Genomic DNA, 21,994 nt, shown 5'->3' with positions numbered 1-21,994 from the left:
GTCCCATCTCGTGGTGTCACTCGGGTCAGGCAGTGAGGAAGAGCTCGGGGTGGCCCGCTTCGGTGTTTTCGCTGAGGATGTGGACGAGCTTGCGCATTGAGGTGTCGGAGAAGTATCGGCGTTCGCCGTATTGCCATTCCTCGTGTTGCTCTTGGAGCACGGCGCCGATCAGGCGGGTCACGGAGTCGCGGTCGGGAAGGTCTGGACGACGTCGGCGCGGCGTTTGATTTCGCGGTTGAGGCGTTCGATCGGGTTGTTGGACCAGACCTCCTCCCGGTCGCATTGCGAATGAACCGTCAGCGACGCGTTCCGCAGGGGGTCACGTCGTGTCGCGCGCCATCACGGTGGCTGCGATGCCGTCGCTGTCCTCGGGTGCGTAGCCGAGCAAGGTCCGCGCCGTTCGTCGCCCGAACATGCCGCCGTCGATCCGGACGCTCGTGAGCGCGGGCCGCCAGGCCGCGGCGAAGCGGCTGTCGTCGAACCCGATCACGGCGAGGTCGTGCGGCGCGGAGAGTCCGAGATCGGCGAGCGCGGCGAGAGTGCGGAAGGCCACCTCGTCGTCGAAAGCGGCGATTGCGGTGACCTGCGTCTCGCGGCGCAGCAGCGCGAGAGCGTCCCAAGCCTCTTCCGGATCGGCTGAGAGACGGATCGTGCTCATTCCGTCGACCCCGAGGCGGCGGCCGGACTCCTCGGCAAACCGCTGGCGCAGTGCTGCAAGACCGTCCAGGTCGGGCTCGGCGGGGAGGGCGAACGCGATCGTGCGGTGCCCGCGCTCTGCGAGGTGCCCGATCTGGGTTAGTGTGTGCGCCGCGACGCCGTCGACCCAGCCTCCGTCGTCGATGTCGCCGCCAGTCGTGTAGATGCGTGCGAGGTCGATGACCGCGTGCGGGCGCAGGTCGCGCACCAGATCGGCGTGACCGGGGTCGCTCGCGGCGCCGGGATAGACCAAGAGCCCGTAGCCGTGCGCGTGCAGCTCGCCGCTGATGCCCTGGATGAAGCCCTCGAGGCTGCGCCCGCCTCGCAGGCCTCCGATGGCCAGCAGGACGATCCGGCTCTTGCCCTCGCGAAGCGCCCGCGCGAGACCGTGAGGCTGGTAGCCGAGGGCGGCGGCGGCGGCGCGCACACGCTCTTGGGTCGCCGGGGGCAGGGTCTGACCGGGAGTCTCGTTCAGCACGAAGCTGACTGTCGCGGTCGAGACGCCGCTGGCACGGGCGACGTCCTTCAGTGTCGCGCGACGTTCCGGCATGCTCTTCCCTTCTCCCAGGAATCTACGGTAGCGTCAACTAATTCGATTTAGTGATTTCGGATGCCGGCCCCGCCCGGCGTCCGCTGGGACATCCACCACGAGGAGCATCGCCATGAAGTCGGTCTACGTCACCGGTCCTGACACCGAAGCCTGGGTCGACATCGAGACCCCCACGATCGGCGCGGCCGACGTGCTGCTGAAGATCAAGGCGTGCGGCATCTGCGGCTCGGACGCGATGTATTCGCACAACGGCGGCATCCCGCCCCGCATCGGCGCAACGCCGCTCGGTCACGAGCCGGCAGCCGAGGTGGTCGAGGTCGGTGCAGACGTCGCGGGCGTCGTGGTCGGCGACCACGTAGTGATCGACACGATGGCGTTCACCGACGGGCTGCTCGGCTCGGGCGGCGCACAGGGCGCGTTCTCCGAGTACGTGGTGGTTCGGGATGCCGCTCCCGGACGTCAGCTGCGGGTCATCCCCGATCACATCCCGTGGCACGTCGCGGCTCTCAACGAGCCGATGGCCGTCGCGTACCACGCCGTGAACCGCACCGCCCCGAAGCCGGGTGACAAGGTCGTCGTGTTCGGTGCCGGCCCGATCGGCCTCGGCGCTGTGCTGGGCTACCGCCGCCGCGGCGTCTCGCACATCGTGGTCGTCGACATCGTCCCGGGTCGCCTGCAGACCGCGCTCGAGATCGGCGCGGACGCCGTCATCAACTCTGCTGAGGAAGATGTCGCGGCCCGCCTGGTCACACTGCACGGCGACGGCGCGACCCCGCTGAATCGCGGCATCCGTCCCGGCACAGACATCTATCTCGACGCGGCCGGCGCGCCCGTCGTCCCGAAGCTCATCACCGGCATGGCCAAGCACGGCGCGACGTTCGGTGTCGTCGCGGTGCACAAGAAGCCGGTCGAGCTCGACTTCGGTTCGATCCTCACGAGTGAGCTGAACCTCGTCTGGTCGATGGGCTACCCGTCCGAGATCTTCGAGGTCACCGACGACATCATCCAGAACTGGGAGAAGTACGCGCTCATCGTGAGCCACACGCTCCCGTTCGAGGATTCCCTCGAGGCGCTGCAGCTCGCCAAGACCCCGGGCGCGGCCGACAAGATCGTCGTCACCTTCGACTGACCCAGACCCAAGGAGCGCACGATGGCTGTGACCGCACCCCTCGCCAATACCGCGCTGGTCGTCGTCGACCTCCAGCGGGGGACCTCCGGGAACCCCTTCTTCACCCCGTTCGACGCCGTCGCCGAGCGTGCCGCCGAACTCGCGGAGGCCTTCCGCCGTCACGGAGCCCCTGTCGCGATCGCGGCGTTCGCCCTCACCCGTCCCGCCACGGATGGGCAAACCGAGCGCCCGGAGCCGGAAGGGTTCCGCGAGCCGCTAGCCCTGCTGGATATGCACCCGGACGACATCGTGGTGACGAGGCCGGCCTGGAGCGCGTTCTCAGGCACGGGGCTCGACCGTATGCTGTGCGACCACGGCATCACGCGCCTGGTTCTGACCGGTGTCGCCACGAGCATCGGCGTCGAGTCGACCGCTCGCGAGGCGCGCGATCTCGGGTACGAGCTCGTGATCGCATCGGATGCCGTCACCGACCTCCGGGCCGAGACGCACGAGAACAGCATCCAGCGAATCTTCCCGATGATGGCGCAGGTCGCGACCACGGACGAGATCCTGGCCGCCCTCGGCGACTGAAGGCGGCCTGCCGGAGAGCCGAAGGGCGGTCGCGCCAGAATGCCTGGCGCGACCGCCCTTGGGGTCGGATCAGTTGAGGGGAAAGTGACACGCCGCGAACTGGCCAGGGCGAACCTCGCGCATCACCGGCTCTTCACTCGCGCAACGGTCCTGAGCGATCGGGCAGCGTGCGCGGAAGCGGCAGCCCGATGGCGGGTTGAGCGGCGAGGGGAGATCGCCCGACAGCGCCGGGCCGGCGAACCCGCCAGGCTCGTCCGGCGCGGGCACCGAATCGAGGAGCCCGCGCGTGTAGGGATGTGCTGGGCGGTCGTATACCTCGACCGCATCTCCGAACTCGCAGGTCTTGCCGAGGTACATCACGAGGACGTTGTCGCTGATGCTCCGCACGACCCCGAGGTCGTGCGCGATGAAGACGATCGTGAGGTCGTACTTCTCCTTCAGGTCCTCGAGCAGATTCATGATCTGCGCCTGAACCGAGACGTCCAGTGCGGAGACGGGCTCGTCGCAGATGAGAAGTCCGGGACGCACAGCAAGGGCGCGGCCGATGGCTACGCGCTGGGCCTGTCCTCCGGAGAGCTTGCGGGGCAGCATCTCGGCGAAGCGCTCGCTCGGAAGCCCGACCTGCTCGAGGAGCTCGGGGGCGTGCTTCGCCCGTTCCTTGGCGGAGACGCCTCCGATCGCGAGGCCCTCGGTGACCAGTTCTTTCACGGACCGTCGAGGATTGAGCGAGCTGACCGGATCCTGGAAGATCATCTGCATCTCGCGTCGCAGCTCCCGCATCCGCGACGACGAGGCGCTCTCGATCAGGTCGTCGCCGTAGCGCACGTGCCCACCGGCGATGGGGTCCAGGCGCAGCACGGCGCGACCCGTCGTCGACTTTCCGCAGCCCGATTCGCCGACGATGCCGAGCGTCTCGCCTCGAAGCAGATCGAAGCTGACGCCGGCGACGGCCTGGAACGTGCCGCGAGAGGTGTGGTACTCGACCTCGAGTCCATCCACCGAGAGGATGGCATCGTCTCCGCGCAGGTGCGCGCTGCCGCTACCGGCCAACGAGCTCACCTTCCTTCTGCTTGGTCATCACCGGGTGCGCGCAGGCGACGCGGTGGTCTTCGTCGATCGTCACCATGGCCGGCTGGCTCGTCAGGCATGAATCGCTCGTGGCGGTGCAGCGCGGAGCAAACCGGCAGCCTGCGGGGGGATCGGTGGGGGAGGGGAGCGAGCCAGGGATGACACGGAGGCGCGCGTGGCGCTCGTGCTCGATCGTCGGCGTGGCCGCGAGGAGCGCCGAGGTGTAGCGGTGACGAGGATCGTCGAACACGGTCCGGCTCGCGCCCGTCTCGGCGAGTCGTCCCGCGTACATGACCGCGACGCGATCGGTGCGGCCCGCGACCACGTGCAGGTCGTGCGAGATGAGCATGAGCGACATGCTGCGCTCGGCCTGGATCCGCCGGAGGAGGTCGAGCACCTGCCGTTGGATGGTCACGTCGAGCGCCGTGGTCGGCTCGTCCGCGATGAGGAGCTCTGGCTCGCACGCGAGCGCGACCGCGATCATGACGCGCTGTCGCATCCCGCCGGAGAGCTCGTGGGGATATGCGCGCAGCCGCCGCTCCGGGTCGGGGACGCCGACCTCGGTGAGCAGTCCGAGCGCCCGGGTGAGCGCCTCCGACTTCGAGATGCCGAGGTGTTGGCGCATCCCTTCGGTCAGCTGCCGGTCGACGCGCACGACGGGGTTGAGAGATCTGCCCGGGTCCTGGAAGACCATGGCGATCTGCTTCCCCCAGATGGCGCGCAGCTCCTTCTTGGTGAGCGTCAGGAGGTTTCTGCCGTGGAACAGCACCTCCCCAGTGCAATCGGACCGGGGCGGCATCAGGCCCATCACCGCTCGCGCCATGACGGACTTTCCGGAGCCGGATTCTCCGACGATGCCGAGCGCCGCGCCGTGCCGAAGGTCGAATGAGACGCCGTCGACGGCCTTGACCACGCCTCGCGGGGAACCGATGTGCGCGTGGAGATCGTTGACCTCCAGGAGCGTTGCGTCGTTCATCGCTGCTGCTTCTTTCGTGGTGGTGGGTGCGAGAGGGGATGCCGCGGGGCTCGCGCCCCGCGGCATCCCGCCGGTCACTGCTGGAGCCAGAGGTTGGCCGCGGCAGGGGTGGTGTAGCCGTACATGACGATCCCGTTCACCTTGTCGGTGCTCAGCGTGCCGTTGAAGAACTGCTGGTAGAGGATGTACGGGTCGAGTTCGGCCAGCAGTTCCTGCACGGTCGCCCAGTGCTTCTTCTGCTCCTCGACGTCGGTGGCGGCCACCGCGGCATCGAGTGCTTCGTTGAGCTCGGGGTCATCGATCCTGGAGTAGTTCGTCCGCTCGGCATCGCCGTGGAGCGTTGCCCACAGGCGGGAGGCCGGATCGCTGAACGCGAGCGACGAGGTGAGCGCCTGGTAGTCGCCCGTGGTGCCGACCACGCCCTGCTCGGAGGTGTCTCGCTGGTCCGCGGTGACGGTGACGTTCTCGTAGGTGCTCAGCTGGGCCTGCAGGGCGTCGAAGACCGTCTGACCCGGCCCGGGGAAGACCGTGTAGGCGAACTCGACCGGCGTTCCCTCGGCTGCGAGCTCGTCGAACAGCTTCTGCGCCTTCTTCGCGTCGTGGGTCTGCAGGGGGATGTCCGCGTAGAACGGCGAATCCTCGGTGAACAGCGTCTCGGGAACCGAGGGATACCCCTTGGTGACAGCATCCGACAGCTGCTCGAGATCCAATGCATAGGCGAGCGCGTTGCGCGCGCGGATGTCGTCGAACGGCGGCTTGGAGGTGTTGAGCATGAAGCCGATGCCACCATTGAAGGTGTAGTTGGTCTCGATGAACCCGGCGGCCGTGCCTTCGGCGAAGATCGATGCGTCGCTGTTCATGATGAGGTCGGCGCCGCCCGAGATCAGCGCGTTGAGACGCTGTGCGTTGTCGGGCACTCCCTGGATCTCGAGGGCGTCGAGATACGGGCGCGGGGCGTCGTAGTAGTCGGGGTTCTTCGTGAGCTTGACGACTCCGTTCGGGATCCAGCTGTCGAAGACGAATGGGCCGGCACCGATGGGGTTCTTGTTGAACTCCTCCGTCCCCTTCTCGAGCGCCGTCGGCGATGCGATCCACTGCAGCGCGTAGATCGGCATCAGGCCCATGAAGCCCGGGTTGGGCACGACCATGACGATCTTCGCAGTGCGTTCGTCGACGATCTCGATGTGGTCGATCTGGCTGGCGATGCCGGCGCTCGCGGATCCGTTCGCCGGGTCCTTGATGCGATCCCAGTTGTACTTGATCGCCTCGGCGTCGAAGGCTGTGCCGTCCGTGAAGGTCAGGCCTTCGCGGGTGACGACCTCCCAGGTCGCACCGCCGTCCTCGGTCGTGAACGACTCGCAGAGTCCGCATTCGTACACGCCCGTATCGGGGTCCGGCACGAGGAACTGACCGTACAGCGCGCTGTAGGTGACGGGCATGGAGGTGGAGCTGAAGACCTGGACCGGGTCGAAGCCTGTCGGCTGGGCCTGTTCCAGCACGCGGAGGGTGCCGCCGGGGGTGGGCTCTCCGCCGCCTTCCGGCGCAGCCGCCGGCGAGTCCTCTCCGCCACTGGCGCAGCCGGCCAGGGCAAGGATCGTCGCGGTTGCCGCCGCGACGATTGCGAATCTCTTCCTCGAAATCACAATGGGCCTTTCTTCTCTTGGTGGAACGACCTGCGGTGTGCGCGGATCGGTGGAGCGGCTCTCTGGAGGGGCGAGTGGAACGGGGTCAGTCCCGCATTGTGCGGTCGAACCGAAGTCTCAAGTGCTCCCCGGCCTGGTTCAGGGCGAAGACGGTGAGGAACAGCGTGGCTGCGGGCACAAAAACCATGTACGGAGAGGTCCGCAGGTCGGCCGCGCCGGCGCTGATCATTCCGCCCCAACTGGGAGTGGGCGGGGGGACGCCGAGCCCGAGGAAGCTCAGTGAGCCCTCCGCGACGATGAGGGCCGCGATGACCAGCGGAAGGTAGGCGGCGAGGGAAGGGATGACGTTCGGGAGGATCTCGCGCACGAGGATCCGCGTATTGCTGGCGCCCATGTTCCGCGCGGCGCGGACGAACTCCCGACTCGACCACGTCATCGTGTTGGCGCGCGCGAGCCGGATGAAGGTGGGCGTGCTGGCGAGGGCCAGCCCGATAAGCAGGACGGGGATGCTGGGAGAGAAGACCGCGGTGATGGCCATGAGCAGAACGAGCGCCGGGAACGAGAGGAGCACGTCCGCCACGAGCGAGATCACCCAATCGGCGCCCTTGCGGTAGAACCCCGCGAGCAGGCCGAGGAACGTGCCGGCCAGGACAGCGCCGACCGCGGATGCCGAGCCGACGACGAGCGAGACCTGTCCGCCGTAGATGATCCGCGAGAGCATCGATCGCCCGACCTGATCGGTGCCGAGAAGCAGGTCGACCGGTCCCCACTGCGGGGGCTGGCGCGGCGCTCCGACTACGGCGTCGTACGGCGCGATCGGGAGAAACGGGGCGAGGACGGCCAGCGCGACGACGAGGATCATCCAGAAGTAGGAGAACCACACCAGAACGGACCACTGCCGCTTGGCCGCCGCGATCTGCGGGGCGCCGGTGCGCGTCTCGCGGAACCGCTTGCTGCGGAGGGTTGAGAGGCTGGTCGTGGAGATCGTCACGCGGTCGCCACCTTCCGTGTAGAGGCGTGGGCGGGCTTCTTCGCCGTGGGCGCCTTGCGCACCCGCGGATCGATCAGGCCGTAGCCGATGTCGACCGTGGCGTTGATGACGACGAACGCGACGGCGATGAATGCGACGATGCCCTGCACAGTGATGACGTCCCGCTGCACGATGGAGGTCGCGAGGAGCTGCCCGAGCCCGGGCAGGACGAACAGCGTCTCGACGATGATCGTGCCGCCGATGAGGCGGGCAAGACTCAGGCCCGAGATCGTCAGCAGCGAGAACGACGAGGGTCGGAAGGCGTGCCGGAACATCACATATGACCCGCTCATGCCCTTTGCCCGTGCCGCGCCGACGAAGTCCTCGCGGAGCGTCCCGATCAGATCGCCGCGCAGCACGCGATGGAAGGCGGCGATCTCGACGAGTGCGGCCGCAAGGGCCGGCAGGAACGCCGACCGCAGGTTCGGACCGAGTCCGTCGCTGAGCGGAACCCAGCCCAGCGCGGGGAAGAGATTGAACGTCACGGCGAAGAAGAAGATGAGCACGGGTCCCGCGACGAAGGCGGGGACAGCGAGGAAGACAGAGGTGAGCGCGTTGATGCCCCGATCGAGCGCGCTGTCCGGAAGCGCCGCCGAGATCACCGCGAGCGGGACAGCGATGATGAGCGAGATGAGCAGCGCCAGCACGGCGAGCTCCAATGTGACCGGGAGTCGCTGCATGATCGCCTCGGTCACTGGGATGTGGGTGATCGGGGACACTCCGAGGTCACCTTGGATGGCGTGCAGGAGCCAGTCGAGGTACTGGACGATGACCGGCCGATCGAGGCCGAGCGACGCATTGAGGGCGGCGATACTCTCAGGCGTCGCTCCCTCGCCGAGGATGATCTCGGCGATCGAGCCCGGCGCAAGGCTCATCAGCACGCTGGTCATGAACGTCACCAGCAGGATCACCAGGAGCGCGTATCCGACGCGCCGCAGAACGTTAGGCAGCATCGCTCGACCTCGCATCGGTGAGTGCGGAAGCCGCACGGGCCCGGCGATGGGTGGGGTGTGCTGTGCGCACGGTGACTCCTTCGTCGTCGCGGTCGCGGAGAGTGCCCGAGTGCCGGAATCTCGCAGCCGCACCGGACGGGTGCACGCCTCGGGGCCGAATCAGCGCTCGGAATGGGTGGCGGGGGCCGTGCGCACCCGGATCGTGAGGATGCGCACGGACCTCGTCGTCGTGCTGGATCAGTGGACGAGGATGGGCGCCTCGATATCGTCGGCGGAAGCATCGTCGGCCTCATCTGCTGCGATGCTCGGCGTGCGCTTGAGGAAGAGCGAAGCCACGAGTGCGATGCCCGTCAGTACCGCAGTGACGGCGAAGATGATGATGTAGCCGATCTCGCTGCTGGGAGCGAAGTGCTCCGTGAGCTGCACCGCGAACACCCCGAGGATCGCCGCGGTGACGCTGGTGCCGATGCCGGAGGACGCGGTCTGGATGACCGTCGAGATGCCGGTTGCCTCACTCGTGTTCTTGGCCGCGGAGCCTTCGACCACGAGCAGCGGGATCGACGAGAGAAGGAACGCGGTCGAGATCGTCAGGATGACCTGGCTGAAGATGAACGCGGGGAACGAATCCCAGACCGTGGCCGACAGCGCAGTGAGGATCGCGGCGATGATGCCTGCGACCGCCGAGATGATGAACGACGTCTTCGCGCGACCGCCACGAGCGATCCGACCGGCCAGCGGCGAGAGCAGGAAGCCGAAGAGACCGATGCAGAACGAGGTCAGGCCAGCCGCGCCGGGCGCGACCCCGAAGCCGACAGGCGCCGCCGTCGGGTACTGCATGATGAGCTGACCGAGGTAGCCGGCTCCGCCGAGTCCGAAGCCGGTGAGCGCCGTGATCAGGTAGGTGAGTCCGAGGTTGCGCTGAGCGAAGTAGCGCACGTTCACCATCGGCGTCTTCTGTCGGTACTCCCAGATCGCCCAGAACGCGAGCAGTACGAGGCCGACGCCCATCATCGTCCACACGACGGGGGATGCCCAGCCGAGTCCAGTCGACACGTTGATTCCGAAGAGGATGAGACCGATGGCGGGGGCGAACAGGATGCCGCCCAGCCAGTCGATGCGGTCGCGTGCGCCAGTGCGGATCGATCCGGGCAGCCAGATCGCGAGGATGGTCGTGAGGAGCGTCAGCACGCCCGAGACGACGAATATCCAGTGCCATCCCGCGAACTCGACGATGTAGCCGGAGACGAGGTTGCCACCGGCGCCGGCCAGCATGGCCGCACCCGCGGTCACGGCGATCGCGATCGAGAGGTTCTTCTTGTTGACGTGCTCACGGATGATGCCGAACGCCAGCGGGATGATGCCGCCGGCCACGCCCTGGATCGCCCGTCCGAGGATCACGCCGCCGATGGTGGGGATGGCCAGGCTGATGACAGAGCCGAACACCGAGGCGATGAGCAGGACGAGCAGGACGCGCTTGCGCCCGAAGACGTCTCCCAGTCGTCCCGCGATCGCCGCGGATGCCGCCCCGACGAGCAGGAAGCCGGTGAGCACCCAACTCGCCGCGCTGATGTCGACGCCGAATCCCTCTTCGAGGCTCGGAAGCGCGGTGTACATCATCGTCGATTCGAACGAGCTCGTGACGGCGGCGAGGATGAGGACGGTCAAGATGTAGGCGAATGGCTTCGGGGCGGCGGATCGGACCGCCGCCGTGAAGGTCCCTGGTTCGGACGACATGGTTGCCCTTTCGGAGGTGCGTGCGACCGTCTCGTTCGACGGCGGGGTGGGTGGGCTTGCGTCTGTGCGCAGGATGACGCTGTCTGTCACGTGCGTGTTGCCCGGCTGGAACGCGGTGCTAGGGCCTCTTCGCCGGTTGCCTATGTTCCGTAATAGAGAACGATTGATCTCTACTACGAGACTGATTGTGCGGGATGCAATGGGTGGGTGTCAAGAGTCGATCGCGTAAATCTAGGTCGTAGTGCTCATAAACCTGCAGCTCATGCGATCACCCAGCCATGCGCACGCTTCGAGAGCAGTCTGGGCTCGACAGGTCGAATATCTCACGGTAATTAATCACTGCGACTTATTTCCATCGACGACGAGGGGGGCCCACGTACGCTCGACCCGGAGCCGGGATCTGTTGCCGAGGTCGATCGAGCGCCGAGGGTTTCGTCGTGGCGAACTTCTCGAAGCGACGATCCTCAGCGCGGTTCGTTGCGCCGTGGTGGCTCGCCACCCGAGACGAGCGCATCATCTTCTACGCAGGTGTCTCGGTTCTCTTCAGCGTGGTGCTGGCGGGAGCCAAGTTCTGGGGCGCGCCGATGAACCGGAGCCCCTCCACGACTCAGAGAGCGGTGAAGGGGCTCCGGTTCATCGAACTCTGAGCTAGGCGCCTTCGGGAGCCGCGTATGGCGCCACGATCATGGCGGACAGATCCATCGAGTCGCTCATGCCGAGGCCGGCCGTGAACATCAGGTTCCGGGCGTCTGCGGCCGAGCCCTCGACCTCATAAATCGTCGCGTAGCGGAAGGGCGCCGCGCCGCCGGGCTCCTCGGCAAGGCGCACGGGCCGCGCGGACACGAACCCCGGCAGCGCCAGCACCTCGGGGACGTGCGTCTCCCAGTACCAGGCGCGGAACTCGTCGTCGCGGCCCTCGACCGGGTTGACCAGTGTCAGAAGCAGCTCGGCCATCAGACGGCCACCCTTTCGTGCGAGGCGACCAGTGCGCCGTTGAAGTCGGTCGTCGACGTCATCTCGTCGAGGATCTCGTGCAGCTTCGCTCTGCCTCCTGGGTTGAGCAGGAACTTCTTCGGCTTGCCCTGCACGTTTGCGCCGTAGTAGTGGCTGTGCTCGGCGGAGAAGATCGACTGCGGCGCGAGTGTCTCGACCATCGTCATCCACCCCTCCTCCTGCTCGGCGGTCGGCTCGAAGCGATCGAAACCATGCTCACGGGCGTGGATGAGGGCATCCGCGATCCAGTCGATCTGATCCTGCGAATAGCGCGGGTAGTTGCCGCCGCCGGCGCCGTGGGGCCCACCGGGGAAGAAGAAGTTCGGCAGTCGGTGCGCAGCGAAGCCGGCGAAGTCGAAGGGGCCGTCCTCCCAGTCCGTGCTGAGGTCCAGCCCTTCGCGGCCCGTGATGCCCATGCGAGTCAGGGCGCCGGTGCCGAAGTCGAAGCCGGTCGCGTAGACGATGATGTCGTAGTCGCGGTGGCCTTCGGTCGTCTCGATCCCCGTCGCGTCGACGCGCACGATCGGCGTTTCGCGCAGCGCGACGAGCGACGCGTTCGGCTTGTTGAACGATTCGTAGTAGTCCGCGATGAATGGCGGGCGCTTGGCGCCGAAGAGGTGATCCTTCGGGATGAGGCGCTCGGCCGTCACCGGATCCTTCACGATGCTGCGGACCTTGCGGGCGAGGAAGTCGCAGAACTCGAGGTTGACCTCGCGGTTCGTCGTCATGTCGTAGTAGTTCGACGTGAGCTTGCCGAACCCGGGGGCCTTCCAGATCTCCTCGTAGAAGGCCTGGCGCTCTTCGGCGGAGTCCTCGGTCGAGAACTTGCCGGCGGGCGGGTGCATGAATCCGGTCGGGCTCTTGGTGAGTGTCCGCACGACCATCTCGAAGTTCTCGCTCAGCCACGCGCGCTTCTCGTCGCTCATCGGCGCGTTGTTGAGCGGAGTCGTCCAGGTGGGCGTCCGCTGGTAAAGGTCGACCTGCTCGACGATGTCGACGATCGCGGGCAGGATCTGCGCGCCACTGGGCCCATTGCCGATGATGGCCACGCGCTTGCCCGTGAAGTCGAGCTGCTCGTGCGGCCAGGCTCCCGTGTGGTGGCCCTCGCCCTGGAAGTCGTCGATGCCATCGATCTCGGGGTAGTGGGGCACCGAGAGGCCGCCGGTCGCTGAGATCACCCAGCGTGCGCGGATCGTCTCGCCCGCTTCGGTCGTGACCTGCCACAGGCTGTCGTCCTCGTTCCAGACCGCCGAGACGACGCGCTGCCCGGTGCGGATGTGCTGACGCAGCGCGAAGCGGTCGACGACGTGGTTCAGGTAGCGCTCGATCTCGGGCTGGGTCGCGAACTCCTCGTCCCACTTCCACTCGTCGAAGAGCTCCTTCGAGAAGATGTAGCCGTAGGTGTAGCTCTCGGAGTCGAACCGCGCCGCGGGATACCTGTTCCAGTACCAGACCCCTCCGATGCCGTCCCCCGCTTCGAGCGTCTGGGCGGTGAAGCCCGCCTCGATTGCCCGGTAGAGGGCGTAGATGCCGACCACGCCGGCTCCGATCACCAGTACCTCGACGTCGACGTCGTTGTCCGTCCTGCTCGTCATGCGGCTCGCTCCGATTCACGCTCTGGTCAAATGACCATCACCAAAAGATAAGCACACTCGCTCAAAAAAACCAATCGTTCGGCCGATCTGCGAGTAAGATTCCCGGTGGGGCTCATGGCCTCAACTCGGCACAGATGATGAAAACTGTGTACCTGACTTCAAAGGAGAATGATGAACGCAGCAACTGAGCTCCGCTTCGACGGACGCGTCGCGATCGTGACCGGCGCCGGTCGGGGTCTGGGCCGCGCGCACGCGCTCCTGCTCGCCTCGCGGGGTGCCAAGGTCGTTGTCAATGACTTCGGCGGCTCGAAGGAGGGCGTCGGGAACGACACCGGACCGGCCAACGACGTCGTGGCCGAGATCGTGGCCGCCGGCGGCGAGGCGATCGCGGACGCGAGCGACATTGGCATCGAGGCGAACTGCCACGCCCTCGTCGAGAAGGCGGTACGTGAGTTCGGCCGCGTCGACATTCTGGTGAACAACGCGGGCATCTCGCGCTGGGCGACCTTCCCGGAGGCGGATGCCGACAACCTCGAGCGCACGCTCGACGTGCACCTCCGCGGCACATGGCACACGACCCGGGCCGCGTGGCCGCACTTCGAGGCGCAGGGCTACGGCCGCGTCATCACCACCGTTTCGACGGGGATGCTGGGCCTCGCCGACAACCTCGCGTACGCGACGGCGAAGGGCGCGCTGATCGGCTTCACGCGGAGCCTCGCCGTCTCGGCGGCCCCGAAGGGCATCCTGGTCAACGCGATCGCTCCGAACGCGATCACGCGCCCGAGCGAGTCGGCAGTCAAGCCGAACATCGTGACGGCGTCGCCGGCGGATGCGGCCCGCGCCCAGGCGATGGAGACGGGCCTCGTGTCGCCCATGGTCGCGCTCCTCGCCCATGAGTCGTGCCCGGTCAACGGCGACATTCTCGTCGCGGGCGGCAAGCGGTTCTCGCGCTGGTTCCTCGGCATCACGCCGGGCTGGCTGTCCGACGGCACGCCCACCGTCGAGGAGGTCTCCGAGAACTGGGACGAGATCAACGAACAGGACGGCTACTACGTGCCGGCGAGCCTCAACGACTGGTCCTCGCGCTTCATGGCCCACCTGATCTGACGCGCGATCCCCGCGCGTCGCTGGATCAGTCTGTGATCGCGACGCGCGGGTCGCCCGTCACGAGCGGGGCGACGAGCCCGGCGCTGAGGTAGGCGATGAGGTCGACGATGAGCACGTCGAGCTTCGCGCGCTGGGCGCGCCGCAACTGCGCCGCCTGATATCTGGCGAGCGCGTGAACGGCGCTCGTGAGCGTCACGATCCAGCGTTCGTCGAGCACTTCCTCGGGAACGTCCGGCACGAGCCGCCCGAGCAGCGCCCGCAGTGAGATGACGGATGCTCCCGTGTGCACGTCGCCGCCCAGTCCTTCGTAGCCGCCCTGTTCGGTAATGAGCAGCGACAGGAAGGCGAGGTAGTGGTTGTCGGGTCCGAGGTGCACGGCGAGCGGCCGTACGAAGGCGCCCACGACGTCGGCTACGACGGGAACCGTGCCACCCGCCATGAGCCCGGTCACGATGTCGGTCCGTACCGATTCGCTCTCGGCGCCGCGAAACTCCATCAGCGCCTTGACGACGCCTTCTCGGTCACCGAAGTGGTATTGGACGGCCGCGTGGTTCTTCTGGCCCGCCTCGATCCCGATGTCTCTGAGCGGAACCGCTGAAATCCCGTGCTCGGCGAACAGGCGCTCTGCCGCGGCGAGGATCAGCTGCCGAGTGGCCTCGCCGCGCACGTTTCTGCGATCACCGGAGGACTTTCGAGCGGACGTGCGCGGAGCGCGATCCGCGACGGATTGAGACATGCTTAAGAATCTAGTGGCTCACCCGGATCGCGATCGGCGCCATGCCGGTCCCCGCGGGGTACGCCGTGCCGAAGAGATCGACGGCCGCCGAAGCGAGCTGCGTCGGCACCTCTGCCCATACCAGGGCATCGCCGTCGTCGGTCGGTGCGGCCTCGTCGAGGGCGACGAGTGCGAGGAGCTCGCCGTCCGGGGTGTGCGTCGCCAGGACCCCCCGCCCGGGTCCGACGACCAGCTCGGGATCCTTGATGAGGACGTCCATCAGTCCGTGGTGGGCTTCGAGCCGCACCGAGCCGCCGAACGACAGGCGCCAGTCCTCACCCTCCTGCACCGCAGCGCGGAGCGGGAAGGTGAAGATGCCGTCGTCGCCCTTCACCGCGTCCCCATCGACCGTGCACGTGCCACCGGCGATGACCGTCACGTACCGCAGAAGCGACTCCCGCACCGCCCAGCGCAGGCAGCTCTCCGCCTCGATCGCCGTTTGCATGATCATCGCCCCGCAGGCGGTCGGTGATCGGCGGGGAAGCCGGTCATGCCGTCCTCGAGTTCGAGGCCGAGGTTGCGGAACGCCGTGCAGTGCATGTCATAGGTGCCGACCATGAAGACGAAGTCGATGAGCTGCTGCCGTGTGAAATGCGCCTCGAGTTCGGCCCAGACCTCATCCGAGACGAGCTTGTCGCCCGTGACCATCTGGTCGACGGCGCGGACGACAACGGCATCGGCGGCCGACCACTCTGCGGCATCCGGTCCCTCTGAAAGGGCCGCGATCTCGGTCTCGGTGAGCACGCCTCCGGCGAGACTCATCCACACGTGCTGCGCCCACTCGTACTCGCCGTAGCCGAGCCACGTCGTCCGCAGGATCGCGATCTCGCGAAGGCGGTCCGACAGGGTCGAGTTGCGCAGATGGTTCGAGAACGGCATCCATCCGCGGATGAAGTCAGGGTGCCAGGCGTAGATGCCGAGGATGTTGGCCTTGGGGCGCTGGGCGGCTGGCGCGTCAACGCCCGCGGGGGCGTGTGCGCGGAGTACCGAGAACGCGTCGTCGACCTCGTCGGTCCAGTCCTCGGTGGGGCGCGGGGGAATGCGGGGTGCGGTCTTGGTGGTGTCGCTCATGTCGATCTCTCCGCTCAGCCGATGAAGGATCCGCCGTTGACGCTGATCGTCTGGCCGGTCACGTAGGAGGTGTCTTCGGAGGCGAGGTACGAGACGGCGCCGGCGATGTCGGCGCCCGTGCCCATACGCCCGACGGGGATGTACTTGGCCATGTCCTCGGCGGAGGGGATCTTGCCGTCCGCGCGCTTCTTCTCGACGCTCGGGGTGTCGATCGACGAGGGCACGACGGTGTTGACGGTGATCCCGGTGCGGGCGAACTCGACGGCGAGCGCCTTGGTGAGGGCGAGCTGGCCGCCCTTGGACGCCGCGTAATGCGCCATCTTCGGGGCTCCCCGCTGCGCGCTGGACGACGAGATCAGGATGACGCGTCCCCAGCCGGCCTCGACGAGGTCGGGGAGAGCCGACTGGACGGTGTTGAACGTGCCCGTCAGGTTGATCTCGATGATCGTGTTCCACTGCTCGAGGGTCATCTCGAGGAACGGCTGCTGCGGCGCGACCGCTGCGTTCGCGACGACGACCGCGACAGGGCCGAGATCCTCGCGGATCGCCGCGAGCGCGGCATCCACCTGCTCGCGATTCGCGACGTCGGCGTCGTAGCCCTTGGCCGCCCCGCCCGATTCGACGATCGCATCGGCGGCCGCCTGCGCGGTGCCCGGAGTGCGTCCGATGAGCGCGACCGCGAATCCGTCGCTCGCCAGGCGTTCGGCGATCGAGAGCCCGATGCCGGCCGCGGCGCCGGTGACGACGGCGACCCTCTGCGGCTGCTGAATGGCGGAGTCCCGTGCGGTGACGGGTGCCTCGGCGATCGACATGGGTGCTTCCTCTCCATCGAAGGCCCGCATCCTGCTGCCCGACTCATCGATGAGGGTCGCGGTTCCGGTGCGGGGCACTAGGTTTGTTCAACGGAACAAGTGTTCCACTGAACGACAGAGACAAGGATCACTTGCACCGTGGATGATTGTCAAGCCAGTGTTGGCGAGTACCTCGGACGATTGATGGGCGGGCGATGAGCATGGCGACGGATGCCGAAGAGACGGATGCCGCCGAGACGGGGCGTCGTCGTCAGCCGCTCGCGCGCGGCATCGAGCTGCTCACATACATGATCGAGAGCACGCAGGACTCCCACGGCGTCCGCGAGCTCGCGGGCAAGCTGGGTGTGAGCCCGAGCACCGCGCACCGCCTCATCACCGACCTCGAGAAGCTCGGACTCGTTCGTCGCGCCGGGAATGGCCAGTCGTACCGGCTCGGCCTCGAGTTCCTCCGCCTGGCGTGGCTCACGACGGGCCGCTACCCCTCGCAGGAACTCGCGCTCGGCGTGCTGCAGGACCTGGTCGAGAAGACCGGCGAGGGGGCCTTCTCGTCGCTGTACGACGAGCAGCGTCAGCAGATGATGTTCACATCGACGGTGGAGTCCTCGCATCCGCTGCGCTACACCCTTCCGCTCCAGCAGTGGATGCCGCTGCACGGCGGCGCGAGCGGGCTTGCAATCCTGGCGTTCCTCCCCGAGGCAGTGCAGCGCGACATCGTGAGCAAGCCGCTCGCCCAGCTCACGCCCCACACCGTGACCGACCCCGACGCTCTCATGGAGCGCCTCGCCGAGGTGCGACGTGATGGATATGCCATCACGCGGAGCGAGCGCATCGACGGCGCTGTCGCGATCGCCGCACCGGTCTTCGGTCTGATTCCGGGGGATGTGGCCGGCGCGGCCGGCATCTCGATCCCCGAGTCCCGCTTCGACGAGGCCCACGCCGCAGCCCTCGCCCTCATGGTGTGCGAGGCGGCCGCGCAGATCACTGCGAACATCAGCGGCCAGCGACTCAACTCCTGACGCGGGGCGGCCCCGGCCGCCGAAATCCCACCGCCGGTCGCGACCGGCGATGTCTGTCGACCCCTGGTACGCAGAGTGCGGCGTCGGTTGACATCGCGTTCTCTTGCGGCAATACTCGATGTTGCGTACAACCGATCAAGCGTTCGTTTGTACGAAACGCAATCACTCCGACAACGAAGTTGAGGATCAGCACCATGATCGAAGCCGGCGTCGACCGTCACGTCGTGATCGTCGGCGCGTCCCTGGCCGGGACGCGCACGGCGCAGAACCTGCGCACTCTGGGCCACACCGGTCCGATCACGCTCATCGGAGCCGAGTCCGAGATGCCGTACGACCGCCCGCCGCTGTCGAAGGATCTGCTCAGATCCGATTGGTCGACTGAAGCCGTCGAGAGCTTCCGCCTCCTCACTCCTGCGGAGCTCGATGAACTCGACCTGGACCTCCGACTGGGCATGGCGGCGACCGGCCTCGACACCGATACCCGCAGGGTCTCTCTCGCAGACGGCACGACCGTCGCGTACGACGTGCTGGTCATCGCGACCGGCGCCGCCGCGCGGCCCTCGCCGTGGTCGCCGCCGTCGGGGGTTCTGCAGCTGCGCACCCTCGACGACTCCCGTGCGATCGCCACCAGCCTCACGGCGGGCGAGCGCGTCGTTGTCGTCGGCGGGGGATTCATCGGCACCGAGATCGCCGCCGCCGCGATCGGCTTCGGCTGCGAGGTCACCGTCGTCGACCCCGTTCCCGAGCCCATGACCCGGATCGTCGGTTCGGAGATCGCCTCGAGCCTCGTGGATCTGCACCGCGAGAACGGCGCCCAGACGCGCTTCGGCGTCGGGGTCGTCGACATCCGTGGCGAGGCAGGGGACCTCACCGTCGTCCTCGACGACGGCACCGAGCTCGCCGCATCCGTCGCCGTCGTCGGAATCGGGTCGATCGCCGCGACCGACTGGCTCACCGGAGCGGGGCTCACCCTTGAGAATGGCGTCGTCACCGACGAGCGGCTCCGGGCCGTGGGTGCCGACGATGTCTACGCGATCGGCGACGTCGCCCGCTGGCCGCACGCCGGACGGGGACTCATCCGTGCCGAACACTGGACCAACGCGAGCGACCAGGCTCGCTTCGTCGCCGCCGCGATCGCCCAAGGCCAGGACGCCCCGTTCGCCTCCAGCGACTACGTCTGGTCCGACCAGTACGACTGGAAGATTCACACCGTCGGGTATCGCGACCCTGCGGGAACCTCGGTGATCGTGGGCGACCTCGCCGCCGAGGGGCGGATCGCCGTCGTGCACGCGGATGCCTCGGGTGAGGCCTGTGGGGCGGTCACGGTCAACTGGGTGCGCGCCCTCAACCAGATCCGCCGCCTGCTCCTGTCGGGCGGCGATGCGCAGTCCATCGCCGACCAGCTGGCCCAGCTGACTCAGCGCGCCGCCTGATCCGACGCCGCGAGAAGGAGACAGAACCATGGTCTACGTGGTCACCGAAGCCTGCGTCGACGTGCAGGACAAGAGCTGCATGCAGGAGTGCCCCGCCGACTGCATCTTCGAGGGTGGGCGGATGACGTACATCAATCCCGACCTCTGCATCGACTGCGGCGCGTGCGTCGCGGCGTGTCCGGTCGACGCCGTCTTCTACGAGGCGGAGCTTCCGGCCGACCAGGAGGCGTTCATCGAGCTCAACGAGCGGTTCTTCGCCGAGACTGACACACCCAAGAGCGGCCGCAAGGCCGGAAAGATCCCCTACGACGTCGACGTCATCGCGGGCCTGGCCCCGCGCAAGGAGGCCTGAGCCATGTCCGTCACCCGTATCGCCGTCGTCGGCTCGGGGCCCTCGGGCGCCTACACCGCGCAGCTGCTCACCGAGGAGTCCGAGTCTCCCATCGAGGTCGACGTGTTCGACCGGCTCCCCACTCCGTTCGGGCTGGTGCGTTACGGCGTCGCGCCCGATCACCCCCGGGTCAAGTCGATCACGACCTCGTTCACCGAGGTTTTCGAAGAGACTCCCGGGCTGCGCTTCCTCGGCAACGTGCAGATTGGGCGAGATGTGAAGCTCGAGGAGCTCCGCGCCCACTACGACGCCGTCGTCTTCGCGCACGGAGCCCCGCTCGACCGCAGCCTCGGCATCCCGGGCGAGCACCTACAGGGCGTCGAGGCGGTACGCGACTTCGTCTCGTGGTACCAGGGGCACCCCGACCAGCCCGGCGACGCCTTCGCGCTCGAAGGCGCCCGCCGTGCGGTCGTGATCGGGCTCGGAAACGTGGCGTTGGATGCCGCGCGCATGCTCGTCCGCGAGACCGACGACCTCCGCCGCACCGACATCCCCGAGCACATCGTCGAGGCGTTCGCCGCGAGCACGATCGACGAGGTCGTCGTCATCGGCCGCCGCGGTCCCGCCTTCGCGAAGTTCACGAACAAGGAATTCATCGAGCTGCTCGAGGTCGAGTCGACGGACGTGATCATCGATCCCGCCGACCTCGAGCTCGACGCCGAGCAGCGGGCTCACCTCGACGCCGATCCGGCCGCGCGCCGTCTCATGGCGACGTTCCAGAAGGCGGCGGACCGCGGTTCGCTCGGTCGCGCCAAGACGATCCGCTTCGTCTTCGACCGCACCCCGGTGGAGTTCTCCGGCGACACGTCGGTCACCGGCATCCGTCTCGTCCACACGAGCGAACCTTCGGTGAGTGAGACTCTCGAGGCGGATCTCGCGCTGCGCTCGGTCGGCTACCTCGGCAAGCCGCTCGACGGGCTTCCGTTCGACAAGCGCACCGGCACCGTGCCCTCGCGCGACTCGCGGGTCGTCGACGGCGACGATGTCGTCGCCGGTGTCTACGTCGCCGGCTGGATCAAGCGCGGCCCGAACGGGGTCGTCGGCACCAACCGCAAGTGCGCCCTCGAGACGGTGACCTCGGTGCTGGAAGACATCACGGCCGGGGAGTCCCGCGCGTCGAGCGCCGAAGCCATCGACGCCGTCCTCGCAGAACGAGGCGTCGACGTCGTCGACTGGAACGCGTGGCGCGCGATCGAGGCGGCTGAGATCGCCGCCGGCGCCGCGTCGGGCCGTGAGCGGGTCAAGCTGCACGTGCGCGAAGACATGCTGCGGATCGCGGCGGCCGCGAGAGTGCCCGCCCATGCCTGAATCCGCGCTCGCGGACGCAGTCCGCGCTGCGGTCGGCGCGGTCACCGACCCGGAGCTGCGCCGCCCCCTCGGCGAGCTTGAGATGATCCGAGAAGTCATCGTCGAGGAGGGCATCGCCACGGTGGGCATCCTGCTGACGATCGCGGGGTGCCCTATGGCGAAGCGCATCGAGCGCGACGTCGCCGAGGCTGCCGCCGGGGTGCCCGGCATCGAGAGTGCGATCGTCGAAGTCGGGGTCATGAGCGACGAACAGCGCGCGGCCCTGACCGAGCGCCTGCGCGGCGGGCGCCGGACCGCGGCGAACCCCTTCACAGCCGACTCGCTCACGCGCGTCATCGCAGTGACGAGCGGCAAAGGCGGCGTCGGCAAATCGACCGTCACGGCGAATCTCGCGATCGCCCTCGCCGAGCGAGGACTGCGCGTCGGCCTCATCGACGCGGATGTCCACGGCTTCTCGATCCCCGGTCTGCTCGGGCTCGTCGACGCAGACGGCCGCGCGCTGCGACCGACGCACGTCGACGATCTCGCACTGCCGCCCGTCGCATTCGGCGTCAAGACGATCTCGATCGGAATGTTCCTGCGCCCCGGCACCGAGGACTCCGTCGTCCCGTGGCGCGGGCCCATGCTCCATCGGACGCTCGAGCAGTTCCTCGCCGACGTCTTCTTCGGCGACCTCGACGTGCTGCTCATCGACATGCCGCCCGGCACGGGCGATGCCGCCATCTCGATCGGGCATCTGCTGCCGCATGCCGAAGTGCTCGTGGTCACGACCCCGCAGGCCGCGGCCGCGGATGTCGCGGTCCGCACCGGGCTCCTTGCTCGACAGCTCGGCCAGAGGGTGGTCGGCGTCGTCGAGACCATGGCGCCCGCGAGCCTGCCCGACGGCAGCACGTTCGCGCCGTTCGGCTCGGGCGGCGGCCGTGACGCCGCCGACCGGCTCTCCGTCCTCGGCGATGAGGTCCCCGCGATCGGCTCGATCCCGTTCAGCACGGCACTCCGACGGGGCGGGGATGCCGGCCGCCCCGTGGTCACAGAACACCCCGAGGATCCCGCTGCCCGCGCGTTCGCCGCACTCGCCGCTCGGCTCGCAGGCCGGACCCGCAGCCTCGCGCACGTGAAGCTGCCCGTCACACTCGCCTGACAC

At 67.8% G+C, this 21,994-nt stretch carries 22 protein-coding genes and 1 pseudogene; 9 read left to right on the top strand and 14 right to left on the bottom strand.

The window, feature by feature from the left end; genetic code table 11:
• Positions 1–25: 25 nt before the first annotated feature.
• Together MJ607_RS14720 and MJ607_RS14715 are read right to left on the bottom strand one after the other, a co-directional pair.
• A pseudogene (locus tag MJ607_RS14720) lies at positions 26–273 on the bottom strand (transposase); the annotation flags it as partial.
• A gap of 46 nt (positions 274–319) precedes the next feature.
• The gene (locus tag MJ607_RS14715) at positions 320–1,246 is read right to left on the bottom strand and encodes a LacI family DNA-binding transcriptional regulator (RefSeq protein ID WP_243076361.1); all 927 of its coding nucleotides are present in this window, start codon (positions 1,244–1,246) and stop codon (positions 320–322) included.
• 112 nt (positions 1,247–1,358) lie between these two features.
• On the opposite strand from MJ607_RS14715, the gene MJ607_RS14710 reads away from it, so the two are divergent.
• Positions 1,359–2,375, top strand: coding sequence for a zinc-binding dehydrogenase (locus MJ607_RS14710; protein WP_243076360.1), 1,017 nt, complete (start codon positions 1,359–1,361; stop codon positions 2,373–2,375).
• Positions 2,376–2,396: 21 nt separating this feature from the next.
• Positions 2,397–2,945, top strand: a complete 549-nt coding sequence (locus MJ607_RS14705) for an isochorismatase family protein (RefSeq protein WP_243076359.1) — start codon at positions 2,397–2,399, stop codon at positions 2,943–2,945.
• Between the two features lie 69 nt (positions 2,946–3,014).
• Here the strand turns inward: MJ607_RS14705 and MJ607_RS14700 are convergent, their stop codons facing one another.
• From MJ607_RS14700 to MJ607_RS14675, 6 genes are all read right to left on the bottom strand, one after another.
• Complete coding sequence (locus MJ607_RS14700) at positions 3,015–4,004, bottom strand: ABC transporter ATP-binding protein (RefSeq protein WP_243076358.1); 990 nt, start codon at positions 4,002–4,004, stop codon at positions 3,015–3,017.
• Positions 3,985–4,989, bottom strand: a complete 1,005-nt coding sequence (locus tag MJ607_RS14695) for an ABC transporter ATP-binding protein (protein ID WP_243076357.1) — start codon at positions 4,987–4,989, stop codon at positions 3,985–3,987. The genes MJ607_RS14700 and MJ607_RS14695 overlap by 20 nt, the downstream gene beginning before the upstream one ends.
• Positions 4,990–5,063: 74 nt before the next feature.
• Complete coding sequence (locus MJ607_RS14690) at positions 5,064–6,488, bottom strand: ABC transporter substrate-binding protein (protein ID WP_243076356.1); 1,425 nt, start codon at positions 6,486–6,488, stop codon at positions 5,064–5,066.
• A 229-nt stretch (positions 6,489–6,717) separates the two neighbouring features.
• On the bottom strand, positions 6,718–7,623 hold the full coding sequence (locus MJ607_RS14685) for an ABC transporter permease (protein ID WP_243076355.1): 906 nt from the start codon (positions 7,621–7,623) through the stop codon (positions 6,718–6,720).
• Positions 7,620–8,615, bottom strand: a complete 996-nt coding sequence (locus MJ607_RS14680) for an ABC transporter permease (RefSeq protein WP_243076354.1) — start codon at positions 8,613–8,615, stop codon at positions 7,620–7,622. The genes MJ607_RS14685 and MJ607_RS14680 overlap by 4 nt, the downstream gene beginning before the upstream one ends.
• A 237-nt stretch (positions 8,616–8,852) precedes the next feature.
• The gene (locus MJ607_RS14675; protein WP_243076353.1) at positions 8,853–10,280 is read right to left on the bottom strand and encodes an MFS transporter; all 1,428 of its coding nucleotides are present in this window, start codon (positions 10,278–10,280) and stop codon (positions 8,853–8,855) included.
• A gap of 506 nt (positions 10,281–10,786) precedes the next feature.
• Between MJ607_RS14675 and MJ607_RS14670 the strand changes: the two genes are divergently transcribed.
• A complete protein-coding gene (locus MJ607_RS14670) occupies positions 10,787–10,996 on the top strand; it encodes a hypothetical protein (RefSeq protein ID WP_243076352.1) in 210 nt (69 codons plus the stop codon).
• A gap of 1 nt (position 10,997) precedes the next feature.
• Here the strand turns inward: MJ607_RS14670 and MJ607_RS14665 are convergent, their stop codons facing one another.
• Positions 10,998–11,303 (bottom strand): DUF4286 family protein, encoded by a 306-nt coding sequence (locus MJ607_RS14665; protein WP_243076351.1) that lies wholly within the window; start codon positions 11,301–11,303, stop codon positions 10,998–11,000.
• The gene (locus MJ607_RS14660) at positions 11,303–12,937 is read right to left on the bottom strand and encodes an NAD(P)/FAD-dependent oxidoreductase (protein ID WP_243076350.1); all 1,635 of its coding nucleotides are present in this window, start codon (positions 12,935–12,937) and stop codon (positions 11,303–11,305) included. The genes MJ607_RS14665 and MJ607_RS14660 overlap by 1 nt, the downstream gene beginning before the upstream one ends.
• A 171-nt stretch (positions 12,938–13,108) precedes the next feature.
• On the opposite strand from MJ607_RS14660, the gene MJ607_RS14655 reads away from it, so the two are divergent.
• The gene (locus MJ607_RS14655) at positions 13,109–14,044 is read left to right on the top strand and encodes an SDR family NAD(P)-dependent oxidoreductase (RefSeq protein ID WP_243076349.1); all 936 of its coding nucleotides are present in this window, start codon (positions 13,109–13,111) and stop codon (positions 14,042–14,044) included.
• 25 nt (positions 14,045–14,069) lie between these two features.
• On the opposite strand, the gene MJ607_RS14650 is transcribed toward MJ607_RS14655, so the two are convergent.
• Genes MJ607_RS14650 through MJ607_RS14635 form a run of 4 tightly spaced genes read right to left on the bottom strand, consistent with a single transcriptional unit; the run spans position 14,070 to position 16,702 of the window.
• The gene (locus MJ607_RS14650; protein WP_243076348.1) at positions 14,070–14,780 is read right to left on the bottom strand and encodes a TetR/AcrR family transcriptional regulator; all 711 of its coding nucleotides are present in this window, start codon (positions 14,778–14,780) and stop codon (positions 14,070–14,072) included.
• 10 nt (positions 14,781–14,790) lie between these two features.
• Positions 14,791–15,264 carry an HtaA domain-containing protein gene (locus tag MJ607_RS14645; RefSeq protein ID WP_243076347.1) on the bottom strand — a complete coding sequence of 158 codons (474 nt, stop codon included), beginning with the start codon at positions 15,262–15,264 and terminating at the stop codon, positions 14,791–14,793.
• Between the two features lie 2 nt (positions 15,265–15,266).
• Positions 15,267–15,890, bottom strand: coding sequence for a carboxymuconolactone decarboxylase family protein (locus tag MJ607_RS14640; RefSeq protein ID WP_243076346.1), 624 nt, complete (start codon positions 15,888–15,890; stop codon positions 15,267–15,269).
• 14 nt (positions 15,891–15,904) lie between these two features.
• Positions 15,905–16,702, bottom strand: a complete 798-nt coding sequence (locus MJ607_RS14635) for an SDR family NAD(P)-dependent oxidoreductase (RefSeq protein ID WP_243076345.1) — start codon at positions 16,700–16,702, stop codon at positions 15,905–15,907.
• A gap of 194 nt (positions 16,703–16,896) precedes the next feature.
• On the opposite strand from MJ607_RS14635, the gene MJ607_RS14630 reads away from it, so the two are divergent.
• The 5 genes from MJ607_RS14630 to MJ607_RS14610 all read left to right on the top strand — a co-directional run bounded on the left by MJ607_RS14630 (position 16,897) and on the right by MJ607_RS14610 (position 21,991).
• Complete coding sequence (locus MJ607_RS14630; RefSeq protein ID WP_243076344.1) at positions 16,897–17,718, top strand: IclR family transcriptional regulator; 822 nt, start codon at positions 16,897–16,899, stop codon at positions 17,716–17,718.
• A 194-nt stretch (positions 17,719–17,912) separates the two neighbouring features.
• Complete coding sequence (locus tag MJ607_RS14625; RefSeq protein ID WP_243076343.1) at positions 17,913–19,151, top strand: NAD(P)/FAD-dependent oxidoreductase; 1,239 nt, start codon at positions 17,913–17,915, stop codon at positions 19,149–19,151.
• 28 nt (positions 19,152–19,179) lie between these two features.
• A complete protein-coding gene (gene fdxA, locus MJ607_RS14620) occupies positions 19,180–19,503 on the top strand; it encodes a ferredoxin (RefSeq protein WP_243076342.1) in 324 nt (107 codons plus the stop codon).
• Positions 19,504–19,506: 3 nt separating this feature from the next.
• The gene (locus tag MJ607_RS14615) at positions 19,507–20,850 is read left to right on the top strand and encodes an FAD-dependent oxidoreductase (protein WP_243076341.1); all 1,344 of its coding nucleotides are present in this window, start codon (positions 19,507–19,509) and stop codon (positions 20,848–20,850) included.
• Entirely contained in the window at positions 20,843–21,991 is a 1,149-nt protein-coding gene (locus MJ607_RS14610; RefSeq protein ID WP_243076340.1) for an Mrp/NBP35 family ATP-binding protein, read from the top strand. The genes MJ607_RS14615 and MJ607_RS14610 overlap by 8 nt, the downstream gene beginning before the upstream one ends.
• The last annotated feature ends 3 nt before the right edge of the window (positions 21,992–21,994 follow it).

The sequence above is a fragment of the Microbacterium sp. SS28 genome (assembly GCF_022761035.1).
GTDB lineage: Bacteria > Actinomycetota > Actinomycetes > Actinomycetales > Microbacteriaceae > Microbacterium.
The sequence above is the reverse complement of the archived record's forward strand: the minus strand, read 5'-3'. Positions and strand labels throughout refer to the sequence as shown.